At 48.1% G+C, this 26821-nt stretch carries 22 protein-coding genes, 1 tRNA gene and 1 pseudogene; 12 read left to right on the forward strand and 12 right to left on the reverse strand.

Features of this window, described 5'->3' with window-relative positions; all coding sequences use genetic code 11:
• Positions 1-123: 123 nt before the first annotated feature.
• The 8 genes and pseudogenes from HUN05_05940 to HUN05_05975 all read left to right on the forward strand — a co-directional run bounded on the left by HUN05_05940 (position 124) and on the right by HUN05_05975 (position 8456).
• Entirely contained in the window at positions 124-804 is a 681-nt protein-coding gene (locus tag HUN05_05940) for a DUF1722 domain-containing protein (GenBank protein ID WDP84743.1), read from the forward strand.
• 152 nt (positions 805-956) lie between these two features.
• Positions 957-2879 carry a molecular chaperone HtpG gene (gene htpG, locus HUN05_05945; protein WDP84744.1) on the forward strand — a complete coding sequence of 641 codons (1923 nt, stop codon included), beginning with the start codon at positions 957-959 and terminating at the stop codon, positions 2877-2879.
• The gene (gene rimO, locus HUN05_05950; GenBank protein ID WDP84745.1) at positions 2876-4213 is read left to right on the forward strand and encodes a 30S ribosomal protein S12 methylthiotransferase RimO; all 1338 of its coding nucleotides are present in this window, start codon (positions 2876-2878) and stop codon (positions 4211-4213) included. The genes htpG and rimO overlap by 4 nt, the downstream gene beginning before the upstream one ends.
• The gene (locus HUN05_05955) at positions 4210-5193 is read left to right on the forward strand and encodes a polyprenyl synthetase family protein (protein ID WDP84746.1); all 984 of its coding nucleotides are present in this window, start codon (positions 4210-4212) and stop codon (positions 5191-5193) included. Before rimO ends, HUN05_05955 begins: the two co-directional genes overlap by 4 nt.
• Positions 5194-5195: 2 nt before the next feature.
• Positions 5196-6443 (forward strand): hypothetical protein, encoded by a 1248-nt coding sequence (locus tag HUN05_05960; protein ID WDP84747.1) that lies wholly within the window; start codon positions 5196-5198, stop codon positions 6441-6443.
• Positions 6444-6499: 56 nt separating this feature from the next.
• Positions 6500-6575, forward strand: a tRNA-Val gene (locus tag HUN05_05965).
• A gap of 172 nt (positions 6576-6747) precedes the next feature.
• Positions 6748-7146, forward strand: a pseudogene (locus tag HUN05_05970) (transposase).
• A gap of 32 nt (positions 7147-7178) precedes the next feature.
• The gene (locus HUN05_05975; protein ID WDP84748.1) at positions 7179-8456 is read left to right on the forward strand and encodes a radical SAM protein; all 1278 of its coding nucleotides are present in this window, start codon (positions 7179-7181) and stop codon (positions 8454-8456) included.
• A gap of 420 nt (positions 8457-8876) precedes the next feature.
• Here the strand turns inward: HUN05_05975 and HUN05_05980 are convergent, their stop codons facing one another.
• The 4 genes from HUN05_05980 to HUN05_05995 all read right to left on the reverse strand — a co-directional run bounded on the left by HUN05_05980 (position 8877) and on the right by HUN05_05995 (position 13131).
• Complete coding sequence (locus HUN05_05980; protein WDP84749.1) at positions 8877-10088, reverse strand: IS256 family transposase; 1212 nt, start codon at positions 10086-10088, stop codon at positions 8877-8879.
• A 1245-nt stretch (positions 10089-11333) separates the two neighbouring features.
• A complete protein-coding gene (locus HUN05_05985) occupies positions 11334-12494 on the reverse strand; it encodes a hypothetical protein (GenBank protein WDP84750.1) in 1161 nt (386 codons plus the stop codon).
• A gap of 56 nt (positions 12495-12550) precedes the next feature.
• A complete protein-coding gene (locus HUN05_05990) occupies positions 12551-12733 on the reverse strand; it encodes a hypothetical protein (GenBank protein ID WDP84751.1) in 183 nt (60 codons plus the stop codon).
• A gap of 56 nt (positions 12734-12789) precedes the next feature.
• A complete protein-coding gene (locus HUN05_05995) occupies positions 12790-13131 on the reverse strand; it encodes an ISAs1 family transposase (GenBank protein WDP84752.1) in 342 nt (113 codons plus the stop codon).
• 408 nt (positions 13132-13539) lie between these two features.
• Between HUN05_05995 and HUN05_06000 the strand changes: the two genes are divergently transcribed.
• Positions 13540-14931: a sodium:solute symporter family protein gene (locus tag HUN05_06000; protein ID WDP84753.1), complete on the forward strand. Its 1392-nt coding sequence runs from the start codon at positions 13540-13542 to the stop codon at positions 14929-14931.
• Between the two features lie 61 nt (positions 14932-14992).
• Here the strand turns inward: HUN05_06000 and HUN05_06005 are convergent, their stop codons facing one another.
• A complete protein-coding gene (locus HUN05_06005) occupies positions 14993-15889 on the reverse strand; it encodes a DMT family transporter (GenBank protein WDP84754.1) in 897 nt (298 codons plus the stop codon).
• A gap of 243 nt (positions 15890-16132) precedes the next feature.
• On the opposite strand from HUN05_06005, the gene HUN05_06010 reads away from it, so the two are divergent.
• A complete protein-coding gene (locus tag HUN05_06010; GenBank protein WDP84755.1) occupies positions 16133-17524 on the forward strand; it encodes an aldehyde dehydrogenase family protein in 1392 nt (463 codons plus the stop codon).
• Between the two features lie 560 nt (positions 17525-18084).
• On the opposite strand, the gene HUN05_06015 is transcribed toward HUN05_06010, so the two are convergent.
• The 3 genes from HUN05_06015 to HUN05_06025 all read right to left on the reverse strand — a co-directional run bounded on the left by HUN05_06015 (position 18085) and on the right by HUN05_06025 (position 20019).
• The gene (locus HUN05_06015) at positions 18085-18981 is read right to left on the reverse strand and encodes a 4Fe-4S cluster-binding domain-containing protein (GenBank protein WDP84756.1); all 897 of its coding nucleotides are present in this window, start codon (positions 18979-18981) and stop codon (positions 18085-18087) included.
• Positions 18982-19059: 78 nt separating this feature from the next.
• Positions 19060-19506, reverse strand: a complete 447-nt coding sequence (locus HUN05_06020; protein ID WDP84757.1) for a hypothetical protein — start codon at positions 19504-19506, stop codon at positions 19060-19062.
• Positions 19507-19551: 45 nt separating this feature from the next.
• The gene (locus HUN05_06025; GenBank protein WDP84758.1) at positions 19552-20019 is read right to left on the reverse strand and encodes a YbaK/EbsC family protein; all 468 of its coding nucleotides are present in this window, start codon (positions 20017-20019) and stop codon (positions 19552-19554) included.
• A 428-nt stretch (positions 20020-20447) separates the two neighbouring features.
• On the opposite strand from HUN05_06025, the gene HUN05_06030 reads away from it, so the two are divergent.
• A complete protein-coding gene (locus HUN05_06030) occupies positions 20448-21401 on the forward strand; it encodes an MFS transporter (protein WDP84759.1) in 954 nt (317 codons plus the stop codon).
• 122 nt (positions 21402-21523) lie between these two features.
• Here the strand turns inward: HUN05_06030 and HUN05_06035 are convergent, their stop codons facing one another.
• The 3 genes from HUN05_06035 to HUN05_06045 form a co-directional block, all read right to left on the reverse strand.
• Complete coding sequence (locus HUN05_06035) at positions 21524-22015, reverse strand: GFA family protein (GenBank protein ID WDP84760.1); 492 nt, start codon at positions 22013-22015, stop codon at positions 21524-21526.
• A gap of 36 nt (positions 22016-22051) precedes the next feature.
• The gene (locus tag HUN05_06040) at positions 22052-22579 is read right to left on the reverse strand and encodes a nitroreductase family protein (GenBank protein WDP84761.1); all 528 of its coding nucleotides are present in this window, start codon (positions 22577-22579) and stop codon (positions 22052-22054) included.
• Between the two features lie 522 nt (positions 22580-23101).
• Positions 23102-23959, reverse strand: a complete 858-nt coding sequence (locus HUN05_06045; protein ID WDP84762.1) for a hypothetical protein — start codon at positions 23957-23959, stop codon at positions 23102-23104.
• A 377-nt stretch (positions 23960-24336) separates the two neighbouring features.
• On the opposite strand from HUN05_06045, the gene HUN05_06050 reads away from it, so the two are divergent.
• Positions 24337-25787 (forward strand): IS3 family transposase gene (locus HUN05_06050; GenBank protein WDP87948.1). Its coding sequence is split into 2 segments (ribosomal slippage): positions 24337-24724 and positions 24724-25787, totalling 1452 coding nucleotides; the frame shifts between segments, so codons are not numbered across the junction.
• Here HUN05_06050 and HUN05_06055 read toward each other — a convergent pair.
• Entirely contained in the window at positions 25744-26718 is a 975-nt protein-coding gene (locus HUN05_06055) for a molybdopterin-dependent oxidoreductase (GenBank protein ID WDP84763.1), read from the reverse strand. The two genes, HUN05_06050 and HUN05_06055, sit on opposite strands and share 44 nt — an antisense overlap.
• Positions 26719-26821 lie beyond the last annotated feature (103 nt).

The following is a 26821-nucleotide window of genomic DNA, read 5'->3' on the forward strand; positions in this document are numbered from 1 at the left end:
AGCAAAGGAGGATTATGGAAAAGAGCGAAATCGCCCGGAACGTTGCTGGTTGTGCCATGGTTTTGAAATTTTTCTTCCGGGCAAAAGGGCCTGACCCTCTGGCTTGGCCCAGGGCGTCTTAATATGCGTATTTGGGATATTGATCCGGGATTTTTAAATGCCCCGAGCCTTTTGGGAGAACACCGGGAACTCCACGGCCTTTTTTCCATCCACATGAATCATAAAAAAGGCTACTCCCGGCACCCGGAGACCTTGAGGTGGAAAACCGCGCTCACAGGGCTGTTCCAGCGCCACGAAATTCTGGTCCGGGAGATGCAGCTGCGCGGGATGAATCATAAAAGCCCCCTGGAAAAACCTGGAGGAACCCTGGTCTGGCCGGAATCGTGGATTGATCTTCCCCATGTGCAGTTTGGCCTGCTCAGGGCCAAGTATGAGGGAAAGCCCCATGGCCGGATTCCCCTGCCGGATAACTGCCAAAATCTCTGGGCATTTCACAAATATTCGGTCATGGCCCGGGACCCTGGGCTCTATAAACAGATCGGGCCGGCGGTTGCCCGAAACAATATCAGGTTTGACGATCTTGCCCTGTTGGTCACAGGCCTGCTGAGACAGCCCCCTGCCGTGGGGCGGATGAGAAACGTGCTGGATCATATGTGGGGATATGTCTCGGGATTCAGCCGGCTTTGGCCTGAAACTCTTGATTTGGCAGCTCAGTTCAAAGAAATTCAGGTGCTGAGCCTGGATTATGATATTACCTATTTAATAGCGTCTACGGCATTGTCAGAGATAGGGGCCTGGATTTAATTTTGCCGGATTATCTCCCCCGGCCTGAACGGGACTGCCCAAACAGGGATTTGAATTCTGCCTGCCTGCCTTGACAATTTCATTTTTGCTACAATTATTATTTGGAAACTATTATTTATAATTGTAAAAAAAATATAAAAACAGGAGTTACAATGGGAGCAAAAAAGACACGTAAATTTAAAACCGAAGTCCAGCAGCTGCTGCACCTGATCATCCATTCCCTTTATTCAAACAAGGAAATTTTTGTGCGGGAGCTGATTTCAAACGCCTCTGATGCCATTGACAAGGCAAGGTTCAAGGAACAAACCGAACCTGATCTCTTTGCCGAAGATACTGATTTTCATATCCGTCTGTCCGCAGACAAAGAGGCCAAGACCTTTACCGTTTCAGACAACGGCATCGGCATGACTTTTGACGAGGTCAACGACAACATCGGTACAATTGCCCAGTCCGGCACGGCAGCCTTTATGGAAGCCTTGGAAAAATCTAAAAATGAGACAGGCCTTTCCCCTGAACTCATCGGCCAGTTTGGGGTGGGATTTTATTCCGCCTTTATCGTGGCGGACAAGGTCCGTCTGGATACACGGGCACCGGGAGAGGAAAAAGGCACACGCTGGGAATCTGACGGCCAGGGATCCTATACCCTGGAAGAGATTGAAAAACCGGGACGGGGTACTGAAATCACCCTGTTTCTCAAGGATCCTGAAGAGGGTGACCAGGATTTTACCGAAGAGTATACCATCCAGAATATCGTGAAAAAGCATTCTGACTTTGTCACCTATCCTGTGATCATGAACCTGGAAAAGAGCGAGCCCATCCCTGAAAATGAAATCGTCAAGGACTCAGAGGGCAAACCCATTGGGGATACCTATAAAAAGGTCAGGTCCGATGAAACCCTTAACTCCATGAAAGCCATCTGGGCCAAGGCAAAAGACGAGGTCACAGAGGATGAGCACAAGGAGTTTTACAAGCATATTTCCCACAATTGGGATGACCCCTGCGAGACCATTCACAAAAAATTTGAAGGGGTGACCGAGTATGATGTACTCATGTACCTGCCGGCCAAAGCCCCCATGGATCTGTTCCGTCCCGAGCGCAAACACGGGATGCAGCTTTACTGCAAACGGGTCTTTATCATGGACGACTGCAAGGAACTGCTGCCCGAGTACCTGGGATTTGTCCAGGGCATCGTGGACGCTCCGGACCTCAACCTTAACGTGAGCCGTGAAATTCTACAAGAAGACCGGCTGGTGAGAAACATCCGCAAAAACCTGACCAAGCAGATTTTTTCCACCCTGGAATCCATGGACAAGGAAAAATACGAAGAGTTCTACGGTGAATTCGGCCAGGCCCTGAAAGCAGGGATTCCGACGGACTTTGCCAACAAGGAACGTCTGGCCGCCCTGTTGCGGTACAAGACCACCAAGTCCGGCGAAGAGTATGTCACTTTGGATCAGTACATTGAGAACATGAAAGAGGATCAAAAAGAAATTTATTTTCTCACCGGAGAAAGCCTGACCTCCCTTGCCAACTCTCCTCTGCTCGAAGCCCTCAAGGCCAAGGATTACGAAGTGCTGCTCATGGTGGATCCCATTGATGAGTGGGTGACCCAGTCCTTGCCCGAGTACAAGGAAACCAAACTCAAGAGTGCTGAAAAAGGGGACCTGGATTTAGACAAGGTCGATGATGAAAAGAAAAATGAATATTCTGCCCTGCTCTCCTTTTTAAAAGGCAAGCTTGAAGCAAAGGTCAAGGATGTTGTGGTTTCCAACCGCCTCAAAGACTCTGTCTCCTGCCTTTCCGGCGATGACTGGGGCATGAGCGCCTATATGGAAAAGATCATGAAAGCCTCTGGCCAGCAGACCCCGGACCAGAAGCGGGTGATGGAGATCAATGTCAACCACCCGGTCATGGAAAAGATCAAGGCATTGTTCGAGTCTGATACCACCAACCCCACACTTACGGATTATTCAGACCTGCTCTATGATATTGCCGTGATTTCAGAAGGTGGAAAACTGGACAACCCCGCCCGGTTCTCAGGACTTTTAGGGGATCTCATGGCCAAGGCCATATGATTGTTTATCTTGAAACCCTCGGCTGTTCACGCAATCAGGTGGACAGCGAGATCATGCTGGGCAAGCTTATTGCGGCCGGACACGAGACCACCTCGGATCCGGCCGCAGCCCAGGTGATTATTGTGAATACCTGCGGATTTATTTCAACCGCCTCTGATGAGGCGGTTGAAGTGATTCTGGAGATGGGGGCGTATAAAAAGACCGGGGCCTGTGAACGCCTGATCGCCACCGGCTGCCTGGCCCAGCGGTACAAGGATGATCCGGATCTGGTCAATAGCCTGCCCGAGGTGGATGCCTTTTTGGGCACGGCGGCCTGCGATCAGATCACGGCTGCTGTGGAAGGAAAAGACGCCACTCCCCTGGCCCTGTTTCCCGATCCCAACCTGAGAGGGTTCCAGGCTCCGGAAGATTCAAGGGCGCTTCTCTCCCAGGGCTTTGCCTATATTAAAGTCTCAGAAGGGTGCAACCGCCACTGCACCTATTGTATTATTCCCTCCCTTCGGGGAAAACAGCGGTCCCGGCCGGTGGAAGATATTTGCGCCGAAGCCGTTGATTTGGTGTCAAAGGGGGTCAAAGAGATCATCCTGACTGCCGAGAACACCACGGATTACGGCCAGGACCTGGAAAACCGGGAAGTCGGATTTCATACGGTATTGGCACAGCTTTCAGCGGCGGTAAAAAGAGCGGATCCCCATGCCTGGATCCGGTTTTTATACACCCATCCGTCCACCTTGGATGAACGCATCATCAAGACCGTCCGCGACCATTCAAATATCTGTTCCTATTATGATGTGCCTGTCCAGCATGCAGCCTCGTCTGTGCTCCGGCGCATGGGACGACCCTATACCCGGGAAAATCTCATGGACCTGTTCAGGTCCATCAGGCTAAATGACCCGGATGCCAGCCTGAGAACCACCATCATCGTGGGATTCCCCGGGGAGACCGACCAGGAGTTTGAAATTTTGATGGATTTTATCAAAGAGGTGAAGTTTGATCATTTGGGGGTATTTACCTATTCAGACTCCCAGGATCTTTCATCCCACCTATTAAAGGATCATATTGACCCGGAGATTGCCGAACAGCGCCAGGATACCCTTATGGTGGCCCAGGCCAAGATTTCCGAGTCCTTGAACCAGCGCCATGTGGGGCAAACCTATCCTGTGCTGGTCGAGGAAAGCCCCGAACCCGGGGTCTATATCGGCAGAACCCAGTTCCAGGCCCCGGAGGTGGACGGGATGACATTTATTTATTCAGATGGCCTGGACATGGCCACCCTTGTTCAGGTAAGAATAACAGATGCATTTGAATATGATATTGCCGGGGAGAGGGCATGAGTGTTGATATAAAATCAGAGATTCTACAGCTTGCAGCCCAGGACCTTGAACAGGTGGAAACAGCCCTTGAAAAGAACCTGGCCCCCAACCTTGATCTGGTCAAAACAATTGCCTCCCATCTGCTCTTTGCAGGCGGGAAAAGGCTCCGTCCCCTGCTCATGATCCATTCGGCAAGGCTTTGCGGGTATGAGACCGGATTTGAAATCTTGTTTTCCACCATTTTTGAATACCTCCATGCCGCCACCCTGCTCCACGACGATGTGGTGGACGGGGCAGACAAACGAAGGGGTAAAAAAGCGGCCCACACCCTTTGGGATGCTCCCAAGGTGGTGCTGACCGGGGATTTTCTCTTGGCCCAGGCCCTGGACATTGCCGCCCAGACCCAGTCTCCCCGAGTGATTTCCGTGATTGCCCATATCACCCAGGCCATGTCCCAGGGCGAGATTGTCCAGATGGAGAAAAAGGGGGATCCAAATCTTTTAGAACAAGAATACAACCAGATCATTGAGCGCAAAACAGCCGTGCTCATCCAGGGGGCCTGCCAGACCGGGGCCATTGTGGCCCAGGCCGCACCTGAAAAGGAGGCGGCCCTTAAAGCCTATGGATATCACATGGGCATGGCCTTTCAAATGGCAGATGATCTCCTTGATTATACGGCCACGGCCGAGGACCTGGGGAAAAATCCCGGCGCGGATCTGCGGGAGGGCAAGCTGACCCTGCCCCTGATCTACAGCCTGGCAAAGGCAGAAGACCCGGATAGAGATTTCATCCTGGCCTGTCTGGCAGATACAGGGTTTGAACCTGGACAATTTAAGGGGCTTAAACAGCGGCTTGAAGATCTTGGCGGGATTTCCTATACCCGGGACCAGGCCATTTTCCATGTGGAAAAAGCCAAGGCCGGTTTGGAGATGTTTGACTCGTCTCCGTCAAAGCAGCTGCTGACCCTGATTGCAGACTATTCCATCCAAAGAAAGGTGTGACCATGAATTTTAAACGTTCAGCAGGCATATTTTCGGCCTGGCTGGTTCTTTTTATCTTGCCTTCAATGACCCTGGCAGGCCAGAGCGCCAAGGTCCTCACCCATGTGACCACAGGAGAGCAGACCATCGAGGGCCAGGATTTATCCGGAGCCAAAAAAATGGCCGTGCGCAAGGCCCTGGAAGGGGCGGTTCAAAATGCCTTTGCCTCGTTGGTTTCCCGCCAGGTCTTTGCATCCAATCTTGAGTTTCTCTATGACAGGCTTTTGCCCGGAACCGAAGATTTTGTCATCATCTACAGGGTGTTGGACGGTATCCAGCGCAAGAATAATTACCTTGTGGGCGTGGAGTCCAAGATTGATCTTGCCCGGGTGGAAAAATATCTTCAAAACGCCCGGATTCTAAAAAAAGGGGGCAATAATCCAGTGGTGCTCATGCTGGTGGCCGAACAGACCCCGGATACCATTTTACCCCGGTATTGGTGGGGGAAGAATCCCCAGGCCTATACCTCCCTTGCAGAACCCGTGCTCAAGGCCCAGATGGGTGAGAACCGGATTTTGTTTGCCCATTCAGGTACGGATTATCCGGATCCCTCTTTTTATTCCATCCAGTTTTCCTCCATTTATGATACCCGGGCCGCCATGGATCTGGGTCAAGCCATGAAGGCGGACATGGTGGTTCTGGGCAAGGCCAAAGCCTTTGAATCCTTTAACCGGATGGGGGATGAAAAAGCCTTTGATGCCATGATTGATTTAAAGGTTTATGATCTGGCATCCCAAACCCTGGTGGTCCAGACCGATGCCCAGGCCACTGCCACAAGCCAGACCCAAACCCAGGGTTCCACCCAGGCCCTGACAGAGGCGGCCCAGACTGCGGGCCAGGAGCTGGGCCAGAAGATCGAAGCCTTCTGGAGCCAGACCCTGAGAAAGGAAAATCGGTTTGACCTGGTTGTTGAGGGGAATAATTTTCTGACCCGGTTTATTTCTTTGAAAAAAAGATTTCAGGATATCCGGGACATTGAAAATATGCAGCCCAAGGAAATCGGCACCTCCCACGCTGTTCTGGAAATCCTGTACAAGGGTAGCCCCAAGCAGTTTGCAGATGCGGTCCTTCTCAAAACCTTTGAGGGGTTCGGCCTTGAGATTGTCGAGGTTACCCCGGACCAGGTGAAAATCAGGTTTGTTGAAAATCAGGCGGCCGTGGAGGTCCAGGAAACCGGGCCTGAAATGATTTTGGAAAAAACAAAAGAATAATCCCGGGTTTTTCTTGACATAAAACAAGGGGTCTGATAAAAAAACTCGATGTTTAAAGGCGCGTAACTCAGTTGGTAGAGTGCTACCTCGACACGGTAGAAGTCAGCAGTTCAAGTCTGCTCGTGCCTACCAGTAAATTCAAGCACTTATGGAATTATCTGTAAGTGCTTTTTTTATTTTTTGTACCAATTCATACCAGATCGATTAAAATATCTGTGATATTTAGTATGTTGCTGAATAATGCTTCCGCTGGCGCTGAGGCAGATCCGGGAACCGAAACCGTGACACAGAATTCTGAACATTCCCTGTTCGGGTTGTTGGCTATAAAATTGCTGGCGTCAAATACTATGTGGCAACTGACAGGCATGATTTAACAGCGGAACAAATAGCAACAATTTATAAACTCCGGTGGACCATTGAGGATTTTTTCAAATGGTGGAAAGAACATCTGAAGGTATATCATCTCATTGCCCGCAGTGAATACGGCCTTATGGTTCAGATTCTTGGCGGCCTTATCACTTACCTGTTACTGGCAATCCATTGCCAAAAACAGTTTAATGAAAAGGTCACGATCAAAAGAGTTCGGCAGCTGCGAACCGCCATTCTAAATGACCTGTTTGGCTGCGAGGAGCAGGGCTCTCATAGTTCAAACAGGGACAATATTGTCAAAGATCAAAAAATTATTGAGCAAGCAAAAACCTAACCGGACATCACTGAAAAATAATAAGAGTTGAAATGGATTATTTACAGCAGCAGCATTTAATGATCAGTGTTGAAAAAAACGGCCCTGATAGATTAGTCAAACAGAGGTTTCCTTTGCGGTTTGGGAAATATTCGGAAATTAGGACCCCGGATTATGAGTTCTGTTTTAATCTGAACGGAGAGATCAAATCAATTCGAGGGCTTAAACCTGATTGGCCCCATCCGGCTGAGCAATTTAAGCGGACGGCCGGAAACGACTGGGTATATTATACTGTTGGTGATAAAAGCGGAGCTGATGGAATTATTTCCTGGATGGGCGAGTATTATTTGCCCTGCCTGCCGTACAGCAGCAATCCGGTTTGGGAAATCAATTATTTTTCCAACCCCGTGGTTATGAATGCCATGGGCCAATGGTCCCAGTTGTTCGGCACCTTGTATATGGCAAATGAAAAAGGTCTGTATCCGCATGCAAGAGGCCTGATCGAACGGATACTGGTCAATGATGATCAAACGCTTTATAAAAAATCCAAACAGCTGAATGAAATCATTGGCCTCAGGGTCTCTGTGCTTCCACCGGATACACGGCATGTGGATTATGATGTGATTCCTCTGACCATAGCCGACGGCTGCCTTTATCATTGCAAATTTTGCTGCGTCAAATCAGATCAGCCATTTCAAAGAAGGTCACAGGAGAGTATCAGGGGGCAGGTCGCGGCCCTGAAAAAACATTTCAGTTCAGATATTATAAATTACCATGGTCTTTTTCTTGGGAATCATGATGCATTGGCTGCAGGTCCTCAATTAATCTGTTTTGCAGCGCAAGAAGCCTATGATGCTTTCGGGTTCAGATCGCGGAAGGATCAAAGACCGTTTTTATTTCTCTTTGGCAGTGTGGATTCTTTGTTAAAATCAAAACAAAGTTTTTTTGAGCAATTGAACCGGCTGCCTTTTTATACGTATATTAATATCGGGTTTGAATCTGTTGATAAAACAACCTTGGCTGCTATCGGAAAGCCGGTTACTGTTGAAAAGGTGAAAACAGCATTTGCGAAAATGCTTCAAGTAAATAAAGCATATCATCGGATTGAAGTCACAGGTAATTTCGTTGCTGGAGACAATTTGTCACCGGATCATGACGAGTCCCTTGCGGATCTTTTAAAAAACGCTGATGTGGAAGGACAACCAAAAGGGGCGATATATTTATCCCCGCTTAAAAACAGCCCGAAAAAAAGAGAACTATTATCACGGTTTTATAAAATAAAAGAGGAAAGCAGGCTACAGGTCTTTGTCTATCTGATACAGAGACTGTAGATAAGAAAATTTGAACGATTCCGGTGCCGGGATTACCGCGGTTCACACCACAGGCCTGTCCCTCTCCTTTAAATACCCGGGTGAATTGGAAAAATATGCCCAGGGCCACAGCCTGTCAGGTGAACTGTCCTGGCAGTTTTAAAGGGGATAGGTCTATATGCCAGAGGCTGAACCGGCTTTTTTCGGTTAAGAGATTTAATTTCAACAAAGGACATGATAGGGATAAAATCATAGATGTTCAAATTAGGTGGGAATGTTCAGAATTCTGTGTCACGGTTTCGGTTCCCGGATCTGTCTCGGCGCCAGCGGAAGTAAAAGCCAGGTCCGAGAATGGGCCTTCAATCTGCCACGTCGGAGGAGTTGGCTTTTGCTGGAGCGGAGTTCCTGGAACCATCTTTTCCATCTGTAAATAAATCCCTATCAAATTCCCAGCTCTTTATCCAGCCGGCCTTCAAAGAAAATTGCCAACTGGGAAATTGTCAGTGACCAGTTTTGAACCGGCATTGTCCATTTCTTACTGGCGTTCTGGATCCCCATGTAAAGCAGCTTTAACAGGCTGTCCTGGTTAGGAAACGATCCCTTTGTTTTGGTCAGTTTTCGAAACTGTCGATGCACAGCCTCAATGGTATTTGTGGTGTATATTATCCGTCGGATCTCTTCTGGATATTTAAAGAAATGACTGAGGCGCTCCCAGTTGTTCCGCCAGGATTTTATCACAATCGGGTATTTGTCATTCCATTTGTTTTCCAAAATATCCAGTTCTTCTTCGGCCAGATCCTTATTGACCGCTTTATAAACACGTTTTAGATCTGCCATAAATTCCTTTTTATTTTTGGAACCAACGTATTTCAATGAATTTCGGATCTGGTGGACTACGCAGAGTTGAACTTCTGTGTCCGGGAATATGGTCTCAATGGCCTCGGGAAAACCTTTTAGACCATCAACACAGGCAATCAGGATATCTTTTACCCCTCGGTTTGAAAGGTCTGTTAACACCTGCAGCCAGAAGTTCGCACCCTCATTCTCGGATATGTACAGCCCAAGAACCTCTTTGCGGCCCTCGATATTCACCCCAAGAATTGTGTAAACGGCTTTGCTGCTGACCTTTCCGTTTTCTCGTACTTTATAATGTATGGCATCAAGCCATACGATTGGGTACACATTTTCCAACGGCCTGGCCTGCCATTCTTTGACGGTATGGATGATTTTATCGGTAATGGTGCTCAGAGTGGCATTTGAAATCTCAAGTCCATAGATTTCCTGTAAATGGGAAGCCATATCATTATAACTCATGCCCAGGCCGTAAAGGGCTATTATCTTTCTTTCAATTTCATCGCTGAGCGTTGTCTGATGTTTTTTGACGATCTGTGGAGAGAAGGTTCCGGCCCTGTCACGCGGGGTTTCCAGCTCAAATTTACCATCCAGGGATTTAATGGTCTTTTTGCTTTTTCCATTACGGCGGTTGGCAGAAACTTCCTGCCCGAGATGGGACTCCAACTCTCCTTCAAGAGCAGCTTCAGCAAGATTTTTGATTAATGATGTAAGGACGCCGCCCTTACCTGTGAAGGGTTTACCTTCCTGGATGCCTTTAAGGGCTTTTTGAAAATCAAATTCGGTGTTTTCTTCGGTCATGTCAGTTCTCCTTATTTAGCTGAGTATATCAGCTTTCATTCAACTGACACAGAATTTTGAACGCCCTTTAAAATAATTTTCTATACCCATGATTTGATCTTCCAGTAGTCGCTTTTAAACCATTCTAAGAGTCACAAATTCTTGCATAATTCTAAATCCCCCGACTATCGGAAATCGGTTCTGATTTATATCGGTATCATGAAGTCTTTTCACTTCGGAAAAAGTCAATTGGACATTTAAACTATTCATTTTATTTTCCAGCCATTCCGAGAATCTCAACAGGCAAGGATTTAGTATCCTTGTTTATTAAAGGACTCATGAGCATAACAGGATGCATTCTTCTTGTCTGGAACTCAATTGCCATGGAAATTAACGGGTTAGCCAGGACTATGCAAAAAAACATAATTGACAAATTCCCCTTGCCATCCGGGCAATAGGCAGTTTATGCTTCGATTGAACTGATTTCAATGAGGTCTTACGATTTGAAAACCAAGCATCCGACAATTAATGAATGGCTTTTTTTGTTTGCGATTTTAATATCGGCGATTGCATTGATCATCTCCGCCTGGCAGGCGTTTATATTTAGAACCCACAATGAATTAAGTGTCAGGCCGCTTTTCTAAAAAACTTGGACAGGTATTTTCCGAACTCGCAAAAGAGGTCGGCTGGACGTTTGATTAGCGGCAAACATGTTCTTTTTTTTGGGTGTTCACCCCAAACCCAACCGCCGGGAAATACCAGGGCAAAAGATTGATTCCCCATCCCATTGAAATCCCTATAACGCATAAGTCCTTGCAAGGATCTGCTTAAAAAATTCAAGCCTGCAAGTCTTTTCCCTGATCATGGGGTAAGGTTTGAAATCTGTTGACTATAAACCCTTTACAAAAGATTAAACCTATAATTTGCCCCTTGTCCTTATCACAAACGGTGTCAAGAATTATTTGACATTCATTCATCTAATCCATACATTGACTGGCGAATTTTGGCCGGCTAAATTTTGGCGTCGGGCAAATTTTTATGATGAAATTTGGCATTGCCGATGCCAACTGATTTTTGTTGGGAAAAAATTAATTGGCAAAACCAGAGAAGTAGAAAGAAAGCAGCAGGAAAATCATGTTTACAAACCCCTTGAGTTCAGACTTACCGTCTACCATTGACCATGCGGTCAACATCCTTTTGGATGATTTGCGATTATTGGACCGGACCCGGCTGGGTTCCATGACGGGCGCATTCCCATTTTCCCGGTTATACCGCTGGCACTGGATTGTGCATGTTTGCCATCTGCTTCAGGCAGTTCCAACGCCCTGCTTTATAAAATGATCGCAGCATAATCATTTTTTCTGCATTCTCCCGATACCAAAAGATGCATGGACCTTTAAGACGTAAATTCACGACTCTCCGAATCGAACTTTCAATAGCACCGCTGCCAATAGGTAAGTTCAACGCTTTTACAGTTGAGAAATTAAGCCTCAGTTCATTGCGCACAAAATAATCCCGTTCCGTCTTGATAGCCTTACTGTTTCTGCCTCTACAAAGCTTCTGGACGGCCTGTACCACCTCAATCGCCTTTCCCTTCAGCAGAAGACCTCGCTGCTTCGATACCCAGCGTTTGCGTTCCTTGGATGACCAGGTCTTCCTTAAGCCTGCTACTGTACCCAGATGCTCAACTGCATGGTAGAAATCGAGAAGTTCATACACACGCTCAGGAGCCAAACCCAATGCTTTTAGCAGTCCGGGGATTCGATTCCAAATCCAATGTGCCCCATCTGCAACAAACAGTATTTTGTCTGAGTTCTGAATATGAAGGGAGTTCAAATAACCCTTTAACAAGTGGAATACACCATCCGGTCCATTGAAACAGCCATCAATAAATGGTGAAAAGCTTTTTTCTTGTTTTCCATGGGCGTCCACTACATAAATGATCAAAAGCTTGGGTTCTCGCCATGCCCCACGAAATCGGGTTCTATCCTTTTGGGTTTTTGGTCCCCTTTTCTTCTCTCTGAGCCGAGTGCGGCCACCATCAGTGCTGATAACGACTCGCCGCCCTTCAAGTAAATCTCCATCATTTAATGGGATTCGGCCCGCTTGTTGTTCGGCTCGAGCCCGCTCTGCGTACCGATAGGTCAGTTTACGGATGACCTTTATACCCAACGTCATCCCACGGTCACAAAGCACTTGACGGACTTCTTCAAAAGAACTTAATAAGGCTGACCAAGAACTCACCATAGAAGCCAAAGCAGGCGAGCAGCGATCATGGATTCCAAGAAGGATTAAGCCAGCGTATGCACCTTTATATCTTTTTCCTTTTCGGCGGTCACAGGACCTTCGATAGTATCGAACATGAATATCAACCGAACTATCTGTACAAAGCTGAATCCAAACTGTCTCAAGCCCTTCGCTTTTCATCCGTCCCGGCCAATTGGACATCAATTCTTTTTCTTGGTCGACCTGTTCAGAGGAATCTACTGAGGCCTGGATCTTTTTTTTAAAAAAAAGGCGCTTATCCGATTTGTATACTCAAGGATTTCCTGCTCCATCTGTTCTAATTCGTTAGCGTTACGAACCAAGCGATTTGGATCTTCTTCCAGTTTTTTGAGGCATGCAAGGACTTCATCAACAGTATTACAATCTTCAGCTTTCTTCATTAGCACAATCCATTTATGTTCATTTCAGCGTAACAGAGGATATCATTCTTTTTGCTCTAAAAGACAGGCCTTTTTAAAACCGGGAAAATGGGAATGCGCCCCTTTGCAACCGACTGAACCCAGTGCATAAAACTGCTCTGAAATTCATTCGGGTTCATCCTCTCAAAAATTCTGCCAAAGGTGTCATGGGAGGGTATCCCATGGGGAAGGCTTAGAAATTTTGACAACCACCTTTTTCTCTTTTTGCCAAAGTTTTCAATTTGCTCATAAGTGTCTGCGCCAGCAACTACCGCACAAATTGCGATGATGACGACATCAATTAAATTATGAAGCTTATTGTGGTGTCTGGGGTCCTGAATATTGTCAAAAAAAGTTTCAAGAGATTTTTTTTCGTTCATTGGCAACTCCTTGTGTTTATTGCCATATATATCGTATCTGTGCAGTGATGTCTAGGAAAATTTTGTTCGATGCTCATATACTATAGCAAGCCAGGAGAGCCAGGCTGGGATAGGGTGAAGGGGGTGGAGTGGCGTAAATGAGCGGCCCGCCAGGACGGCATAGGTCCGATCATTTCCGCTTCTTAAGCGGTCAGGACGACCGCTTAAGATTTAACGGAATCCCCCTCACCTATTCCAGCCGGGTAAGGACGAATCTTAATAAAAGTTACATGCGATGACCCTGAATCCGGTTGCCTGGAATGGCGTCTGGATTTTCAGATCCAAATTGTGATACCTTGGCTGGACACAGCCGGGATGCGGCCCATTGGTTTTAATGCCTGAGCCTTAGGAAAAAAGGAGTGTGTTGGAATGTCTGTCCAGTTGATGATCATTCTGGGATATTTGGGTCTGACCATATGGGTGGGAATGTTTGCCAGAAGAAAATCAGGGTCTGCCAAATCCTTTCACGGGGCAAATCTCGGGGTGCTCATGTGCGTGGCTGCCGGAACCGGGGAATGGCTGGGCGGCACGTCCACAACCGGGATTTCAGAATACGGGTTTGCCTATGGCATTTCAGGGGCATGGTATACCCTGGCCAACGGAATCGGGGTGATTGTTCTGGCCCTTTTTTTTGCCAAATTGTACAGAAGCCTGGACACGGTAACCATTCCCGGAATTATTGAAAAATTTATCGGACAGGATGCCAGGGTGGTTTCTTCCATTCTGCTTACCTTTGTCATGATTGTTGTGGGAACCGCCCAGATCATTGCCGCAGGTACTTTAGGGGTCTCGGTTCTGGGGATGGATTTTACCCTGTCCGTGGTTGTTTTCGGCATTAGTTTTATTGTTTATACCTTCTTTGGCGGGATGAGGGCGGTGGGATATACCAATATCATACATCTGGCCGCCATGTACGGCGGGGTGATCCTGGCCATTATTTTTGTGGGAAAAGATATTGGCGGGATTGAAAATTTAGGCCAAATGCTGCCGGCCCAGCCCTATTATTCCATGACCGGTATTGGCATGCCCAAGGTCTCGTCCTGGGTGATCGCCTCGATTCTGGGGGCGTGCACGGCCCAGGCCGGAATCCAGCCGCTTCTGGCGGCAAAAGACGGGGCCACCGCTAAAAAGGCCGCTGTGATTACCGCCTTTGTGGTGGCCCCGTTCGGTCTGCTCACCGCATTGCTCGGCATGGCGGCCCGGGTCAAGTTTCCGGAATTGGAAAATGCCAAGCTGGCCCTTCCCCTGTTGATGATGAACTTTAATCCCCTGGTGGGCGGGATTGTCCTGGCCGCCATCACCGCTGCCATTTTATCCACCATTTCCCCCATTATTTTGGCCTCAGGCACCATGGTGACCAAGGATATCTACCATTGCCGGATCAATCCTTTGGCCGATGATGCCAAGATCCTCTGGGTGTCAAGGGTTTTCACCTCCCTTTCAGGGGTGGTCTGCATTGTTCTTGCCCTGGCGGTCTATCATGCCGGGGCCCGGATTCTGGATGTTGTCTACTTTGCCTATACCATCAGGGGGGCCTTGTTTGTGGTGCTGCTGTTCGGGATTTACTGGAAAAAAGTGACCCAGCCCGGAGCCATTACGGCCATGGTGCTGACCTCAATTGCCGGGGTTTTCTGGGTGGTTTACAAAAAAATTACGGGCGCCTATCCCATCCATCCTTATTTTACGGAGACCTATGCCGCTTTGATCGTGGCAGGGGTTTCAACGGTTTTGTTTTCAATTTTTCCCAAGGCCGGACCCTAAAAAGAGTAAAAAACGGGTTGAGTTTACCCTGAGCCAGGACTGGCTGGGGGTGCTGAAAAATTTATGCAGGCCTCACGCCTGACCGTCTGTCCTGGCTGAGGATGATCCCTGAAAAGACCAGAATTGAGGCCATGTACTGGACGCCGGTGAAGCGTTCCCCCAGGACAATGGCACTCATGATCAAACAGAATACAGGGATGAGGTTGATAAAGGCCGTGGCCTGGCTGGCCGGAATCCGGCTGACCCCGAAATTATAAAACCCGTATGCCCCCAGGGTCACGGCAGAGCCCAGGTAGAAAATGGCGGCCAGGGGAACCGGGTCAATCTGGGTGGGCAGGGTGGTGCCGGGCAGAAACAGGGCCGGGAAAAAGAAGACAGCCCCTGCAAAGCCCTGGATAAAGGTCAGAAACAAAGGGGAATACCTGGAGGTGAGTTTTTTCAAGGACAGGGCATAGCCCGTGGCGCAGACCATTGCCAGAAACTCCAGAAAATTGCCCAGCATGGGATTGGGGCCGTGGACAGAGGCTTTTGAGGCAAGGCTCAGCCAGAGGGCGCCGCCCACAGCCAGGGCAAACCCTGCACAGGTTCTGGGGCTGATCTGCTCTTTTAAAAAAAGCCAGGCCCCAAACGCCGTGAGCAACGGCATCATGGTGGTGATCATCCCTGCCTGGGAGGCCGAGGTATAGACCAGGGCATTGGCCTCAAATACAAAATAGAGGCAGGGCTCGCAGATCACCATCAGCAAAATGTATTTTGCATCCTTTAACCGAAGCCCTGTGTTCTTAAAAACAAAGGGGAAAAACAAGGCGCAAAGGCTGGCCACCACCATCCTGCCGAAGATGACCACCATGGGGTCATAGGTTCTGAATGCCAGCTTTAGGGCCACAAAGGTTGATGCCCAGAGTACCATGGCCACCACCAGGCAGATATAGGGGGTAATGGAACTATTTTTATTCACGGTTGATCCTTTTTAAAGTTAAGCTGTCAATCTTATCATTTTTGGAATTTTCCACAACCCCAATTCATGGCCTTTATTTCACCCTTGGTGCCTCAACGCGGAAGCCTTGAAGACTTTTGAAACGCAGGGGGGGATATTTATTTTTCTAAAAAAGGATAATTCTCATTTGTATCTTGCACAAATTTATGGAATCAAGTAGACAATTTTTTATAGTCTTTATTTTTTTACAAAAAAGGTGATTTTATGAGCCTGACATTTTCCTGTATGACCCCTGTGGACAGCAGTGTTTACCTGGAGCGGCCCTATGCTGATCCCCCCCAAATCCAAGCGGCCTTAAAAGCAGGTGTAGCCGCCCAGAAAATCTGGGGCACCACCCCTTTGGCTGACCGGAAACAATTTTGCGCCAGGGCTGTTGATGCCTTTGAAGCCAACCGAGAAGAGATTGCCAAAGAGATCTGCTGGCAGATGGGCAGGCCCATTAAATGGGCCGGTGGTGAAGTGGACGGGATGGTTGACCGGGCCAGGACCATGATCAATTTGGCCGATCAGGGCCTGGCCCCTGTGACCCTTGCGGCCAGGCCAGGGTTTAAGCGCTGGATTCAGCGTGAGCCTTTGGGTCTTGTCTTTGTCATTGCCCCTTGGAATTATCCCTATCTGACAGCCATCAACGCCATTGTCCCGGCCATTCTTGCCGGAAATGTCGTGGTGCTCAAACATTCGGCCCAGACCCCCTTGTGTGCAGAACGGCTGTTCCAGGCATTTGAGGCGGCAGGGCTGCCTTCGGGGGTATTTCAATACCTTCATCTTACCCATGAAGACACCCAGGCCGTTATTGAGGATCGCCGGGTGGATCATGTGGCCTTTATCGGGTCTGTGCCCGGAGGGGCCATGGTGGAAAAGGCTGCGGCAGGGCGGTTTATCAGTCTTGGCCTGGAACTTGGGGGAAAAGATCCTGCCTATGTGCGTGCAGATGCTGATCTGGATCATGCCGTGGACACGGCCATGGACGGGGCTTTTTTTAATTCAGGCCAGTCCTGTTGCGGTATTGAGCGGATTTATGTCCATGAAAGCATATATGATGCTTTTCTTGAAAAATCCCTGGCCTGGGTCAGGGGATTGACCCTGGGGAGGCCGGATGATCCTGAAACCACCCTGGGCCCCCTGGTCAAGGCCTCTGCCGCGGATTTTGTCCGGGACCAGATCCAGGATGCCGTTGCCCGGGGGGCCAAGGCCCATATCCATGGGGACGAGTTTCCCATGGACAAGGCCGGCACCCCCTATCTGGCTCCCCAGGTGCTGTCCCGGGTCAGCCATGAGATGCGGGTGATGACCCAAGAGATTTTCGGCCCTGTGGTGGGCATTCAAAAGGTCTCTTCTGACGATGAGGCCCTTGACCTGATGAATGACAGTGAATTCGGCCTGACCGCCGTGATTTTTACCCAGGATATTGATCTTGGGGTGGCTCTGGGGGCCAGGGTCAATACCGGCACCTTTTTTATCAACCGCTGCGATTATCTGGATCCGGAACTGGCCTGGACCGGGGTGAAAAATTCAGGCTGGGGCTGCACCCTGTCGGTGTTGGGGTTTGAATCTTTGACACGGCCCAAATCCTTTCATATCAAGACCCGGCTGTAAAAAAGGTCCCAGGGTTGTGGTCAGGGGGGATTCTGCTGGGAAGATTACACGATAATCCTAAAGGTGGACGGCGGCCTTTTTTTGGGCGTTTTGGGGGCAGGTTTTTTATCCTGCCCAGGGGCCCTGAGATTTGGGGCAAGTTTGAAATCCGTATGAAATTCATGCCCGCAGTTGGGGCAGCGCATGACCATGCCCCCGATGTCTGCAGGGATACGCAGCGGCTTGCGACATGCCTTGCAATTTTTAATGAGATAATTTTCCATGGGTATGATATCGGCAGGGTTGGTGTAACTATTAAGCAACGTGCTGCCGCCATTTAAAAATGTATCCCCCTCAGCCCGCATATTTCACGAATCGATTTTGCTTTAGCTGCAAGGCGTCAGGTCGTGAAGCCGTAGTGACTTTACTACGAACGGTCTGCAACGCCGCAGATGAGGTAAAATCGGTTCGCCCGAAGGGTGACAATTTGTACTCTTGGAATTGGTTTGGTAAGTAATTATAACTTGCTGTATTTAACATAATTAATATCCAGTTTCCTCAAATTGTCATGAATGTTCGGGTTAGGTGAGACCAAAGGTCTGGCGGGGGGTCAGCTCGTTTGGGAAGCGGTCCGCAAGTAATTTGCATAAATCAGAGCAAAAATGACATTCGTCCACATATCGGTCTGCATGGTCCAGGCTGTATTGCTCGGCCAATGCTGCCGGCCCGCCAAAGGCTAAGGGCCCGCACACCGGATGGGTCTTTGGGTCGTAATTGCCCAGGACCTCGGCCAAAGAGGTGTCAAGATAATTGCCCATGCTCAAGCCCTGACAGAGATGAACATTCCCAAAAGGATCAATATGAACCCGCCCGGGATTTTTCAAGTTTTCCTTTTTGCATTTTGTCAGCTCCGTCCATGGCCGGGTCGGTAAATCCTTTACCAGCGTTTCCACGGCCCGCCCTCTAAGCTTAGGGCCTCCGGCATATATGGGTTCCCCTTTAGCCTGGCCCTTTGGGGGGACCCATGAAGGTTTTTCAATGCAAATTTTATTGACATTCATTCCAAGTGCTTTGGCCGCTTGTGCTGCGATCTGTCCCGGTGTTGTACGGGTGTCATCATGGTGAAAAGAATCATCCCCCGGCTCTATGGTTTTCAAGCCAGCCTCCTGCAAGGGGCCAAGCCATAGTTTGGCATCCTCAACCCCTGTTGCCCAATAACAATTTGTTTCGACGGCTGTCTCAAACCCGGCGTTTGTCACCCGCCGGATCCCTTCATGGAGAAGACCATAATACAAAAAAGGCTCGCCGCCTTCAAAACTGATGGACTGGATGTGCTTTAAATCCTGGGCCTCCTGAACAAGACCCTTTAATTGATTTAAGGTAAACACCCCCGATCGTTCCGGGCTGCAAAAAAGAAAACAGTGGTCACAGGCATATGTGCAGGCGTATGTTAAGAGAATATGCAGTCCTGTAATCATTTTGACCTCCTTATCGTTCACGGATTGATCAAGTATTTTTTCCAGGATAATCGATTTTGACCGGAAAATGAAGGGATATCAGATCGGATCCCGGATCACTTTATCCCCCACGGTCTCAACGAGCTGATCCAGAATTTTGGCATCCTGGGGGTCTGCAGGCCGCCAGGCGTTTCCAAGCACCCGGTCCCCTGCCTTGTCAAGATTGACGTCTGATATCAGGATCTCTGTGTATTTCAGCCTTGGGTCTTTTTTGTGATATGGCCAAACCTCAAAAATCCTCAGATTATATATCTCCAGATCGAATTGTTCACAGATCCTGGGGATGATGTATTCAACGCAATTGGTGGCGGGGACGCCTGTGTCCTCGCCCTGGTCTATCAACAAGACCCAGGCCGCACAGGTCCTGGCTTCCTGGGCAATGATCAGATGACAAAACGAATCCATCAGCCCGGGATCCGTTTGCTCCTGTTCGGTCCCGGACCCTTTCCAATTGTAAATCGCTGAATATGTAATTTTAAAATACATGGCTTTGCTCATGCGTGGCCATGCTGAAGATGGCTGATTCCGGGGTTAAGCATACTTGCAAACATCCACCCATTCTTTAGCCTTTGAATATTTTTCAAGCTCTTCTAGGGTCAGCCGTATTGACGCGTACCGATCCCCTGCCGCCGGGATCACCTCCAGGTGTTTTTTCAAGGAGACATCCAGATATACGTTCATTGGGCGGCTCAGTCCAAACGGGCAAATCCCTCCGACGTCATGGCCCGTATGGGCCAGAGCCTCATCCTTGCTGAGCATTTTCGCCTTTTTGGAAAAATATTTTTTGTACTTTTTATTGTCAATCTTTGCCTTGCCCGCAACCACAATCAACAGCGGGGTGTCATCTATTTTAAAGGACAATGTTTTCCCGATTTGATCCGGATCAACCCCGTGTGCCTGGGCCGCCTCTTCAACCGTGGCTGTGGAGTCTTCTAAAACCATAACCCGGTGGGCCATATTGTATTTTTCGAAATATTCAATCACCGCTTCTAGGGACATGTTCCAACCTCATTGTATTCCAATTCTTATGGGCAGCAATAGTACTCAGCAATGAAGATATAGTGGATATGGAAGATTGAAACAAGGGTAAAAATTGTTTGCCCATGGGCAGGGAAAGGCTGTGCCCATCGTTTCTATGAAAACCTGGGCCTGCCACACAGGTCATTCTTGCCTTAATTTTTTTGGGTCGGACCTGCCGGAATTTCAGAGAGGGTATCACGGTTTGATCGGGTATGCCTGGAAATTTGAATCCATTAAAGGCGCTGGGCATGGAATTTTCTTGAGTACGGTCAATTCGCATTATCGGTTGATCTGATCTGGTGAAAATGATTTTTGATTCTGTTTCCAGTGTTCTGTGGTATAAGACCCTGGTGTAAATATGGAAATTTTAAAACAAAGACATCGTTAACTTAGGGTATCCAAAACAAATGAAGTCCAATACTCCCGAAGGGCCTCCCATGATGCTGGCTTGCTTTATCTGGGGCCTGGGTGCTCTTTTTTATCTGGCAGGATTTTTCCAGCGGGTCGCACCCGGTGTCATGACCCAGGAGCTGATGCAGGATTTTAATATATCTGCTTCAGGCTTGGGGCATCTGTCAGCCCTGTATTTTTATGCCTATGTCGCCATGCAGATTCCCACGGGGATTCTGGCGGATACCCTGGGTCCCAGAAAACTTTTAACCGCAGGCTGTATCATTTCGGGGGTAGGGACCCTGCTTTTTTCAATCTCTCCGGGATTCTTTGGCGCAGGGGTTGGCCGGCTTTTGATCGGCGGGTCTGTGGCCGTGGCCTTTGTGGGGCTTTTAAAGTTGTCCTCCGCCTGGTTTCCTAAAAAATTTTATGCGTTGGTCACCGGGAATGCCCTGTCCATAGGGCTGATTGGAGCGATAACCGCCGGGCCTCCCCTAAGATGGTTAATGGATATCTTTAATTGGCGCAGCGTCATTTTTGTTACTGGATTAATGACCCTTGTTTTAGGATGCCTGATCTGGTTTGTGGTAAGGGATACGCCCCAGGAAAAAGGGTATCCTGGAATTGAACCGGGTATCCCCCCGTTGCAATCCTTATCCTTTAATCAGATCTGGAAAAATCTTTTTAGGGTATTTAAATATCAAAATACCGTACTTTTGTTCGTCATCCCGGGTGGCATTGTGGGCTGCATATTGACCTTTTCCGGGCTTTGGGGCGTTCCCTACCTTGTTTGTCACCACCATTTGAGCCCGGGTACGGCAGCAAATCTAATCTCCTGTCTGCTGGTTGGCTGGGTCTTTGTCAGGGACAGTTTTCGGCTTGACCAATATGGGGGTGATGATGGGGCCCATGCTGTTACAGCCTGCTGTGGGCAATATATTGGATCATTATTGGACCGGGGAGCTGGTTGACGGGGCAAGAATTTATTCTCTTCAAGCCTATGAAACCGGGTTTATCCCTCATCCTTTTGGTTTTTACCAAAGAGACCCATTGCCGCGGGCTTGAATAGTCACAGATCAACCCTGAAACCCTTTCACAGCCGTGTGGAATGATTCTTATGCCCGGCCCACTTGGGCAAATCATCCTGAAGATCAATCACCCGATTGCCATAGAAGAGATGACAGGTGGGTTTGAACGGGTCCGGCACCTTGGCTGGATGTTGGAAATCAAACAATGAGGGGAAGGCCAGCCACATCCTGCGGCCTTCATCGGCAATGGGGGTGCCGCAATTGCCGCAGCTCACCTTGCAGGGTAAAATCCGTTCTCGCCTGCCCAGCTCGCTGTTGAAGAAAACCAGATGATCCAAACCCGCCGTCAGCCTGACATGATGTTTGTGAAAGATCGCAGCCCACTGCATGGGGGCACCGTGTAAGGTCTGGCAAACCTGGCAATGGCAAATTTTAGCATCAACCGGATCCGCGCTGACCTCGTATTGAACCGCCCCGCAAAAGCAGGCTGCCTTGTACTTTGGAATAAATTTTTTATCTTCCAAAGAGGCATACTCATATCCCAATGAATGTTCCATTAACAATTGCCCTCCAGTTTGAAATTGCCCGTTTTTTTAATCCCTCTTTTTTTCTTCCCAGGTATTGCGGTGGATACATCTTTCAGTATACCGCTCTTTTGACGGTAATTTCTGGGCCGGCCATCCCATGACCGCAAGGCCAAAGGGAATGATGTGATCCGGCAAACTGAATATGTTGCTGAATTTTTCCACCCGGTCCTCCAGAGGATAAATCCCTGTCCACACCGCACCAAGGCCGCTTGCATGGGCGGCTAAAAGCAGGTTCTGCATGGCTGCTGAGCAGTCCTGGGGCCAATACCCCTCGTATTTTTCTTGGGACAGATCTCCGCAAACAAGGATGCCCAAAGGGGCTTTTGTGATCATGGGCACATAGGGGTGAACGGTTTTAATCTGATGTTTTTTTGCACTATCCGTGACAAGGATAAACTGCCAGGCCCGCTCGTCTCCGGCACTGGGTGCCATCATGGCCGCGGCCAAAATCTTTTGGCCCAGGGATTCTGGGATTTTTTGATCCGTGTATTTTCTGATGCTTCGTCTGGTATGAATTGCTTCGAATAATTCCATTTTTGAGAACTCCATATTTTCATCCTGATGGTTGCAGGAGGTTAAAATAAAACAGGCTTGCATATAAATCAACTAGGGTATCGTTTGGCTCCATGCCCTTTTAAAACAATATTGGCCAGCATAAACTGAGTGGGCAAAAGCTGTTTTAAAATCTTTATAGCCTTTTTGACATAAGTCTGAACAGGGAAATTTCGTGGCAGGCATTCCATTGAAAAACGGAGCCTGACCCACAGGTCGTTCTTGCCTTAATTTACCTTGGTTTGGCCTGCCGGGATTTGAGAACTGTCATCAAGATTTGATCGGGTATTATTGATATATAGTGTGTTTTTTGGCGGTTGGCCATTGGATAATTATTGTTGAGTTTGAACATTCAAAAAAACTAATCAATTGATCTGTCAATCATTACCAAAAATTGCCAGGTGATTTTGAGCTTATATACCATGATTGCGGGGTCTCAATTTACTAAACGCCACCGGGTAAATCAGGTGGCGTTTAGTTATGATTCTCATGGCACTTTTTTTGTTAAACCAACAACTTTTCCACACGGCACGGTACATATCGGTGAAAGGGTGTTGCTGCAAAGCGATCCCTATGGCTACTTTTCGTTAGCCGGTTCACATTTACCCCATGTTCTCTCCCTTTATATTTCAATCCAAATCCGTGGGGCATCAGGACCTCACCCTTCCGGGTTTCACCGGTGATTTCAAGTTCAATTTCAACACTGGCCGCTTCCGTGGTCAGACTTACGATCTCCCCATCAACCATGTTTAATTGTGCTGCATCATCAGGATTCATGGCAAGTGTGCAGACACGTCTTGATTTGTTCCAGTCCGGCTTTCGCATCAGGGTGTTGGCCACATTGGAGGTGTGACGTCCGGCACTCAATGTCATGGGAAGAACAAGCGCTTTGGCCTCCTGTTCCGGAGTGATTTCATGGACCCATGCTTCCATTTCCGGAATATGGACATGAATCTTTCCATCAAGTGTCTTAAGTTCATCCATGTTGTTTTCAAAATCTGTTTTTCCGATCCAAAGGCCTTCGGGGTGGGTTAGAATTTCTTGAAACATCTTCTGGGACCATCCGATTCCAGGGGTTAGTATGGCAAGAGGGGCAATACTTTTATGACGAATAGAACCGATGATGGCTTTGGATACCAGGCGAAAATCAGTCAATTGTTCAAACCAGCCAGGTTTTGTGATGCCCTTGCGTGACGCCGCAGCAACCACCTTTTTGTTTGCGGGAAGCAAAATACCCCACAAGGCCGCTTTATTGCCTGATTCAAAAACACGTCCTAAGGTCATGGAAAGGATGTGGGGCATGACTTTAGCGGTCTTTTTGTTTTTGGAAACAAACGAAAACAATGCAGCGGCATAATCCATTCTGCCCTTTTGGGCCGCTTTTTTAAGCGTGTCTGGAATGTCAGGAATCAGCCCTGCAGCCTGGCAAATGCCGGTATAAATTTCTCCTGCCTCTTTGGCATCCCCTTTTGCAGCATGACGGGTTGCCGCATCTGAAAATACACCTCAGGGTATGTCCATGTAAAGAAGGTCGCATCCCAGGACTCATATCCGGATTTGGCAGGCAGAACATAGTCGGACAACTCGGCGGTTTCAGTCATCCCTCTGTGACAATATAAGTGAGACACTTACCCCTTGATAAATTAGTGTAGGGCGGGTAAGGCAATACTTATATGAAACCGATAAAAATGAACCCACTACCAGAGTCCGAAAAACAGGCAGCCCCCAAGGAGGCACCAATGGAAGGAGCCCATAGGGCGACTGGAATTGGTGCCTCCTTGGGGGGACAGGATTCAATCCCTGATCCTGAAGTTCCTGAGAAAAAGCCCCGGCGTAATTTCACTGCTTCTTATAAACTGCGTATTCTCCAAGAGGTTGAAAACTGCAATGAATCCGGAGGAATAGGTAGGATACTTCGAAGAGAGGGCCTCTATTCTTCAAATTTAGCCGATTGGCGCAAAGCCCGGAATAAAGGACTTCTCAACGCCATGGCACCTCGAAAGCGAGGGAGGAAATCCAAAGAGAAGAACCCATTGGCAACAGAGGTCGCCAGACTTCAAAAAGAAAAATCTAAATTAGAGCATAAGTTAAAACAGGCGGAACTCATCATTGAAGCCCAAAAAAAAATTTCTCAGATCCTGGGAATCCAACAAAATCTGGACGACCTCAAAGGAGACGACTGATGAATGCCGCCCTAACGTTAAGTCACGATCTTGGGAAAAAGCCTTCATGTGAGGCTTTCGGTGTCCCTCGCTCATCTTTTTATAGGTTTTATTCTCCGAAAAAACAGGTGAAATCAAAGCGGGGCAGCTCTCCTCTTTCTTTGAATCCTGATGAACAACAAACGGTTTTGGATATTCTTCACTCGGACACGTATCGAGACCAGGCCCCATACCAGGTCTATGCCTCTCTTCTTGATAAAGGAAAATACTATTGCTCCATCAGAACGATGTATCGGCTTCTTCACAAAGAACATGGTTCTGTGCCGGAACGAAGACGGCAGGTAAATCGCCCGAAATATAAAAAACCTGAATTGCTGGCAACAGGACCGAATCAGGTCTGGTCCTGGGATATTACCAAGTTGAAAAGTGTCACAAAATGGACTTATTTCTATCTGTATGTAATCATGGATATTTTCAGCAGGTATGTTGTCGGCTGGATGGTCGCCCATAGGGAACAAACAGCATTGGCCAAAAGGCTTATTGAGAAGTCCTGTGAAAACCAAAATATATTACCCGGTCAGCTTGGACTTCATGCAGATCGGGGAGCCAGTATGAAATCCAAAGGGGTTGCCCAACTTCTTGTCGATTTAGGGGTAACCAAAACCCACAGCAGACCGCACGTCAGCAATGATAACCCTTACTCTGAAGCTCAGTTTAAAACATTGAAATATTGTCCAAAATTTCCAAATCATTTTGGTTCGATCGAGGATACAAGAGCCTTCTGCCAGGATTTCTTTGGATACTACAATAAAGAGCATTACCATTCTGGTATTGGCCTGGTAACCCCGGAACAGTTTCATTATGGCATTGCTAAAGAGATTTATGGGTCTCGCTGTAGAACTTTGAAAGAGGCGTTTATTAAAAACCCAATACGCTTTAAGGGGAAAATCCCTCGGCCACCAGCTTTACCAGAAGCAGCCTGGATCAACAAACCGGAACAGGAAGAGAAGGATAAGATTGGAGCCTAATTTTAGGCATAAAGTGTCTCATTGTCATTGACACATTCCGCATGGCAAGCTCTATGGTGACCAGAAGGTCAAGTTTTTTAAAGGCATTCTCATAGGCGGTTGAATCTGCATAGGATCTGAGGGGATTGGAGCTTGAGGCAACAATTGCTCGAAGCCGCTGTGGATGATCGGATAAAATTTCCTCAGGCACCACATTGGGAGGGAAAGCCCCATTAATTGCAGGAATATCAGTGGTAACGGTGCGCCAGGTTTTGGTGTCCCGTTCATCTGTATGGGAGCCCAGAGGGATGAGACCGCCGGGGATGACATTTCCACCAGTGACACACAGCCTGCCGCAAACAGCTGCAAGGATCATATACAAATAGGTCACCAAGGTGCTGTGTCTGTTCATATAGACACCAAGATCAAAATGCATGCACCATTTGCGTTGGGAAAGTTCTTTGCATAATCCATATACATAAGATTCTTCAACCTCACAAAGGGCAAGGGCGCCTTTAATGTCAAATCCCTCAAACCAGGGCCGTATCTTTTCAAATCCTGTGACATGGCTTTTTATATACCCTTTGTTTTCAATGCCCGTTTTAAGGATGATGGCGATCATTGCTCTGGTTAACAGTGCATCAGTACCAGGTTTAACCGGGATATGGATATTGGCGATTTTGGCTGTCTCCGACTTTCGGGGATCAATCACTGCCAGCAGTTTATCTGGATTTTTTGAGAACTCTTTTAACATGATCGGGGCCCGTGGTGTCTGGTGTGACACCATGCCGTTCCAGCCAATGGCCAGGATCATATCACTGTGGTGTTCATCAGGAATGGCAAACCGGTTCTGACGGCCGAGCATTCGCCCGCATGCCCAGAAATAGCCGGTCAGTTCCTGGGCAAGGGCATTATAATTATACCGGGAGCCTAAACCTTTCATGAGGGACATGCCAAATGCGGCTTCAAAAGGGAATGTTCAGAATTCTGTGTCACGGTTTCGGTTCCCGGATCTGTCTCGGCGCCAGCGGAAGTAAAAGCCAGGTCCGAGAATG

Origin of the sequence: Desulfobacter sp. (assembly GCA_028768545.1) — a bacterium.
In the GTDB taxonomy this organism is placed as follows: Bacteria; Desulfobacterota; Desulfobacteria; order Desulfobacterales; family Desulfobacteraceae; genus Desulfobacter.

Bases quoted from the DNA above. Each gene is read 5' to 3' on its own strand.
- HUN05_06015 (WDP84756.1), bottom strand. From the start codon at position 18,981: ATGATTACAGGACTGCATATTCTCTTAACATACGCCTGCACATATGCC.
- HUN05_05985 (WDP84750.1), bottom strand. From the start codon at position 12,494: ATGAAAAGCGAAGGGCTTGAGACAGTTTGGATTCAGCTTTGTACAGAT.
- HUN05_06030 (WDP84759.1), top strand. From the start codon at position 20,448: ATGAAGTCCAATACTCCCGAAGGGCCTCCCATGATGCTGGCTTGCTTT.
- HUN05_05975 (WDP84748.1), top strand. From the start codon at position 7,179: ATGGATTATTTACAGCAGCAGCATTTAATGATCAGTGTTGAAAAAAAC.
- HUN05_06010 (WDP84755.1), top strand. From the start codon at position 16,133: ATGAGCCTGACATTTTCCTGTATGACCCCTGTGGACAGCAGTGTTTAC.
- HUN05_06025 (WDP84758.1), bottom strand. From the start codon at position 20,019: ATGTCCCTAGAAGCGGTGATTGAATATTTCGAAAAATACAATATGGCC.
- HUN05_06055 (WDP84763.1), bottom strand. From the start codon at position 26,718: ATGTCCCTCATGAAAGGTTTAGGCTCCCGGTATAATTATAATGCCCTT.
- HUN05_05995 (WDP84752.1), bottom strand. From the start codon at position 13,131: ATGAACGAAAAAAAATCTCTTGAAACTTTTTTTGACAATATTCAGGAC.
- HUN05_06020 (WDP84757.1), bottom strand. From the start codon at position 19,506: ATGTATTTTAAAATTACATATTCAGCGATTTACAATTGGAAAGGGTCC.
- HUN05_06000 (WDP84753.1), top strand. From the start codon at position 13,540: ATGTCTGTCCAGTTGATGATCATTCTGGGATATTTGGGTCTGACCATA.
- htpG (WDP84744.1), top strand. From the start codon at position 957: ATGGGAGCAAAAAAGACACGTAAATTTAAAACCGAAGTCCAGCAGCTG.
- HUN05_05940 (WDP84743.1), top strand. From the start codon at position 124: ATGCGTATTTGGGATATTGATCCGGGATTTTTAAATGCCCCGAGCCTT.
- HUN05_06045 (WDP84762.1), bottom strand. From the start codon at position 23,959: ATGGATTATGCCGCTGCATTGTTTTCGTTTGTTTCCAAAAACAAAAAG.
- HUN05_05980 (WDP84749.1), bottom strand. From the start codon at position 10,088: ATGACCGAAGAAAACACCGAATTTGATTTTCAAAAAGCCCTTAAAGGC.
- HUN05_05960 (WDP84747.1), top strand. From the start codon at position 5,196: ATGAATTTTAAACGTTCAGCAGGCATATTTTCGGCCTGGCTGGTTCTT.
- HUN05_05955 (WDP84746.1), top strand. From the start codon at position 4,210: ATGAGTGTTGATATAAAATCAGAGATTCTACAGCTTGCAGCCCAGGAC.
- HUN05_05990 (WDP84751.1), bottom strand. From the start codon at position 12,733: ATGAAGAAAGCTGAAGATTGTAATACTGTTGATGAAGTCCTTGCATGC.
- HUN05_06040 (WDP84761.1), bottom strand. From the start codon at position 22,579: ATGGAATTATTCGAAGCAATTCATACCAGACGAAGCATCAGAAAATAC.
- HUN05_06035 (WDP84760.1), bottom strand. From the start codon at position 22,015: ATGGAACATTCATTGGGATATGAGTATGCCTCTTTGGAAGATAAAAAA.
- rimO (WDP84745.1), top strand. From the start codon at position 2,876: ATGATTGTTTATCTTGAAACCCTCGGCTGTTCACGCAATCAGGTGGAC.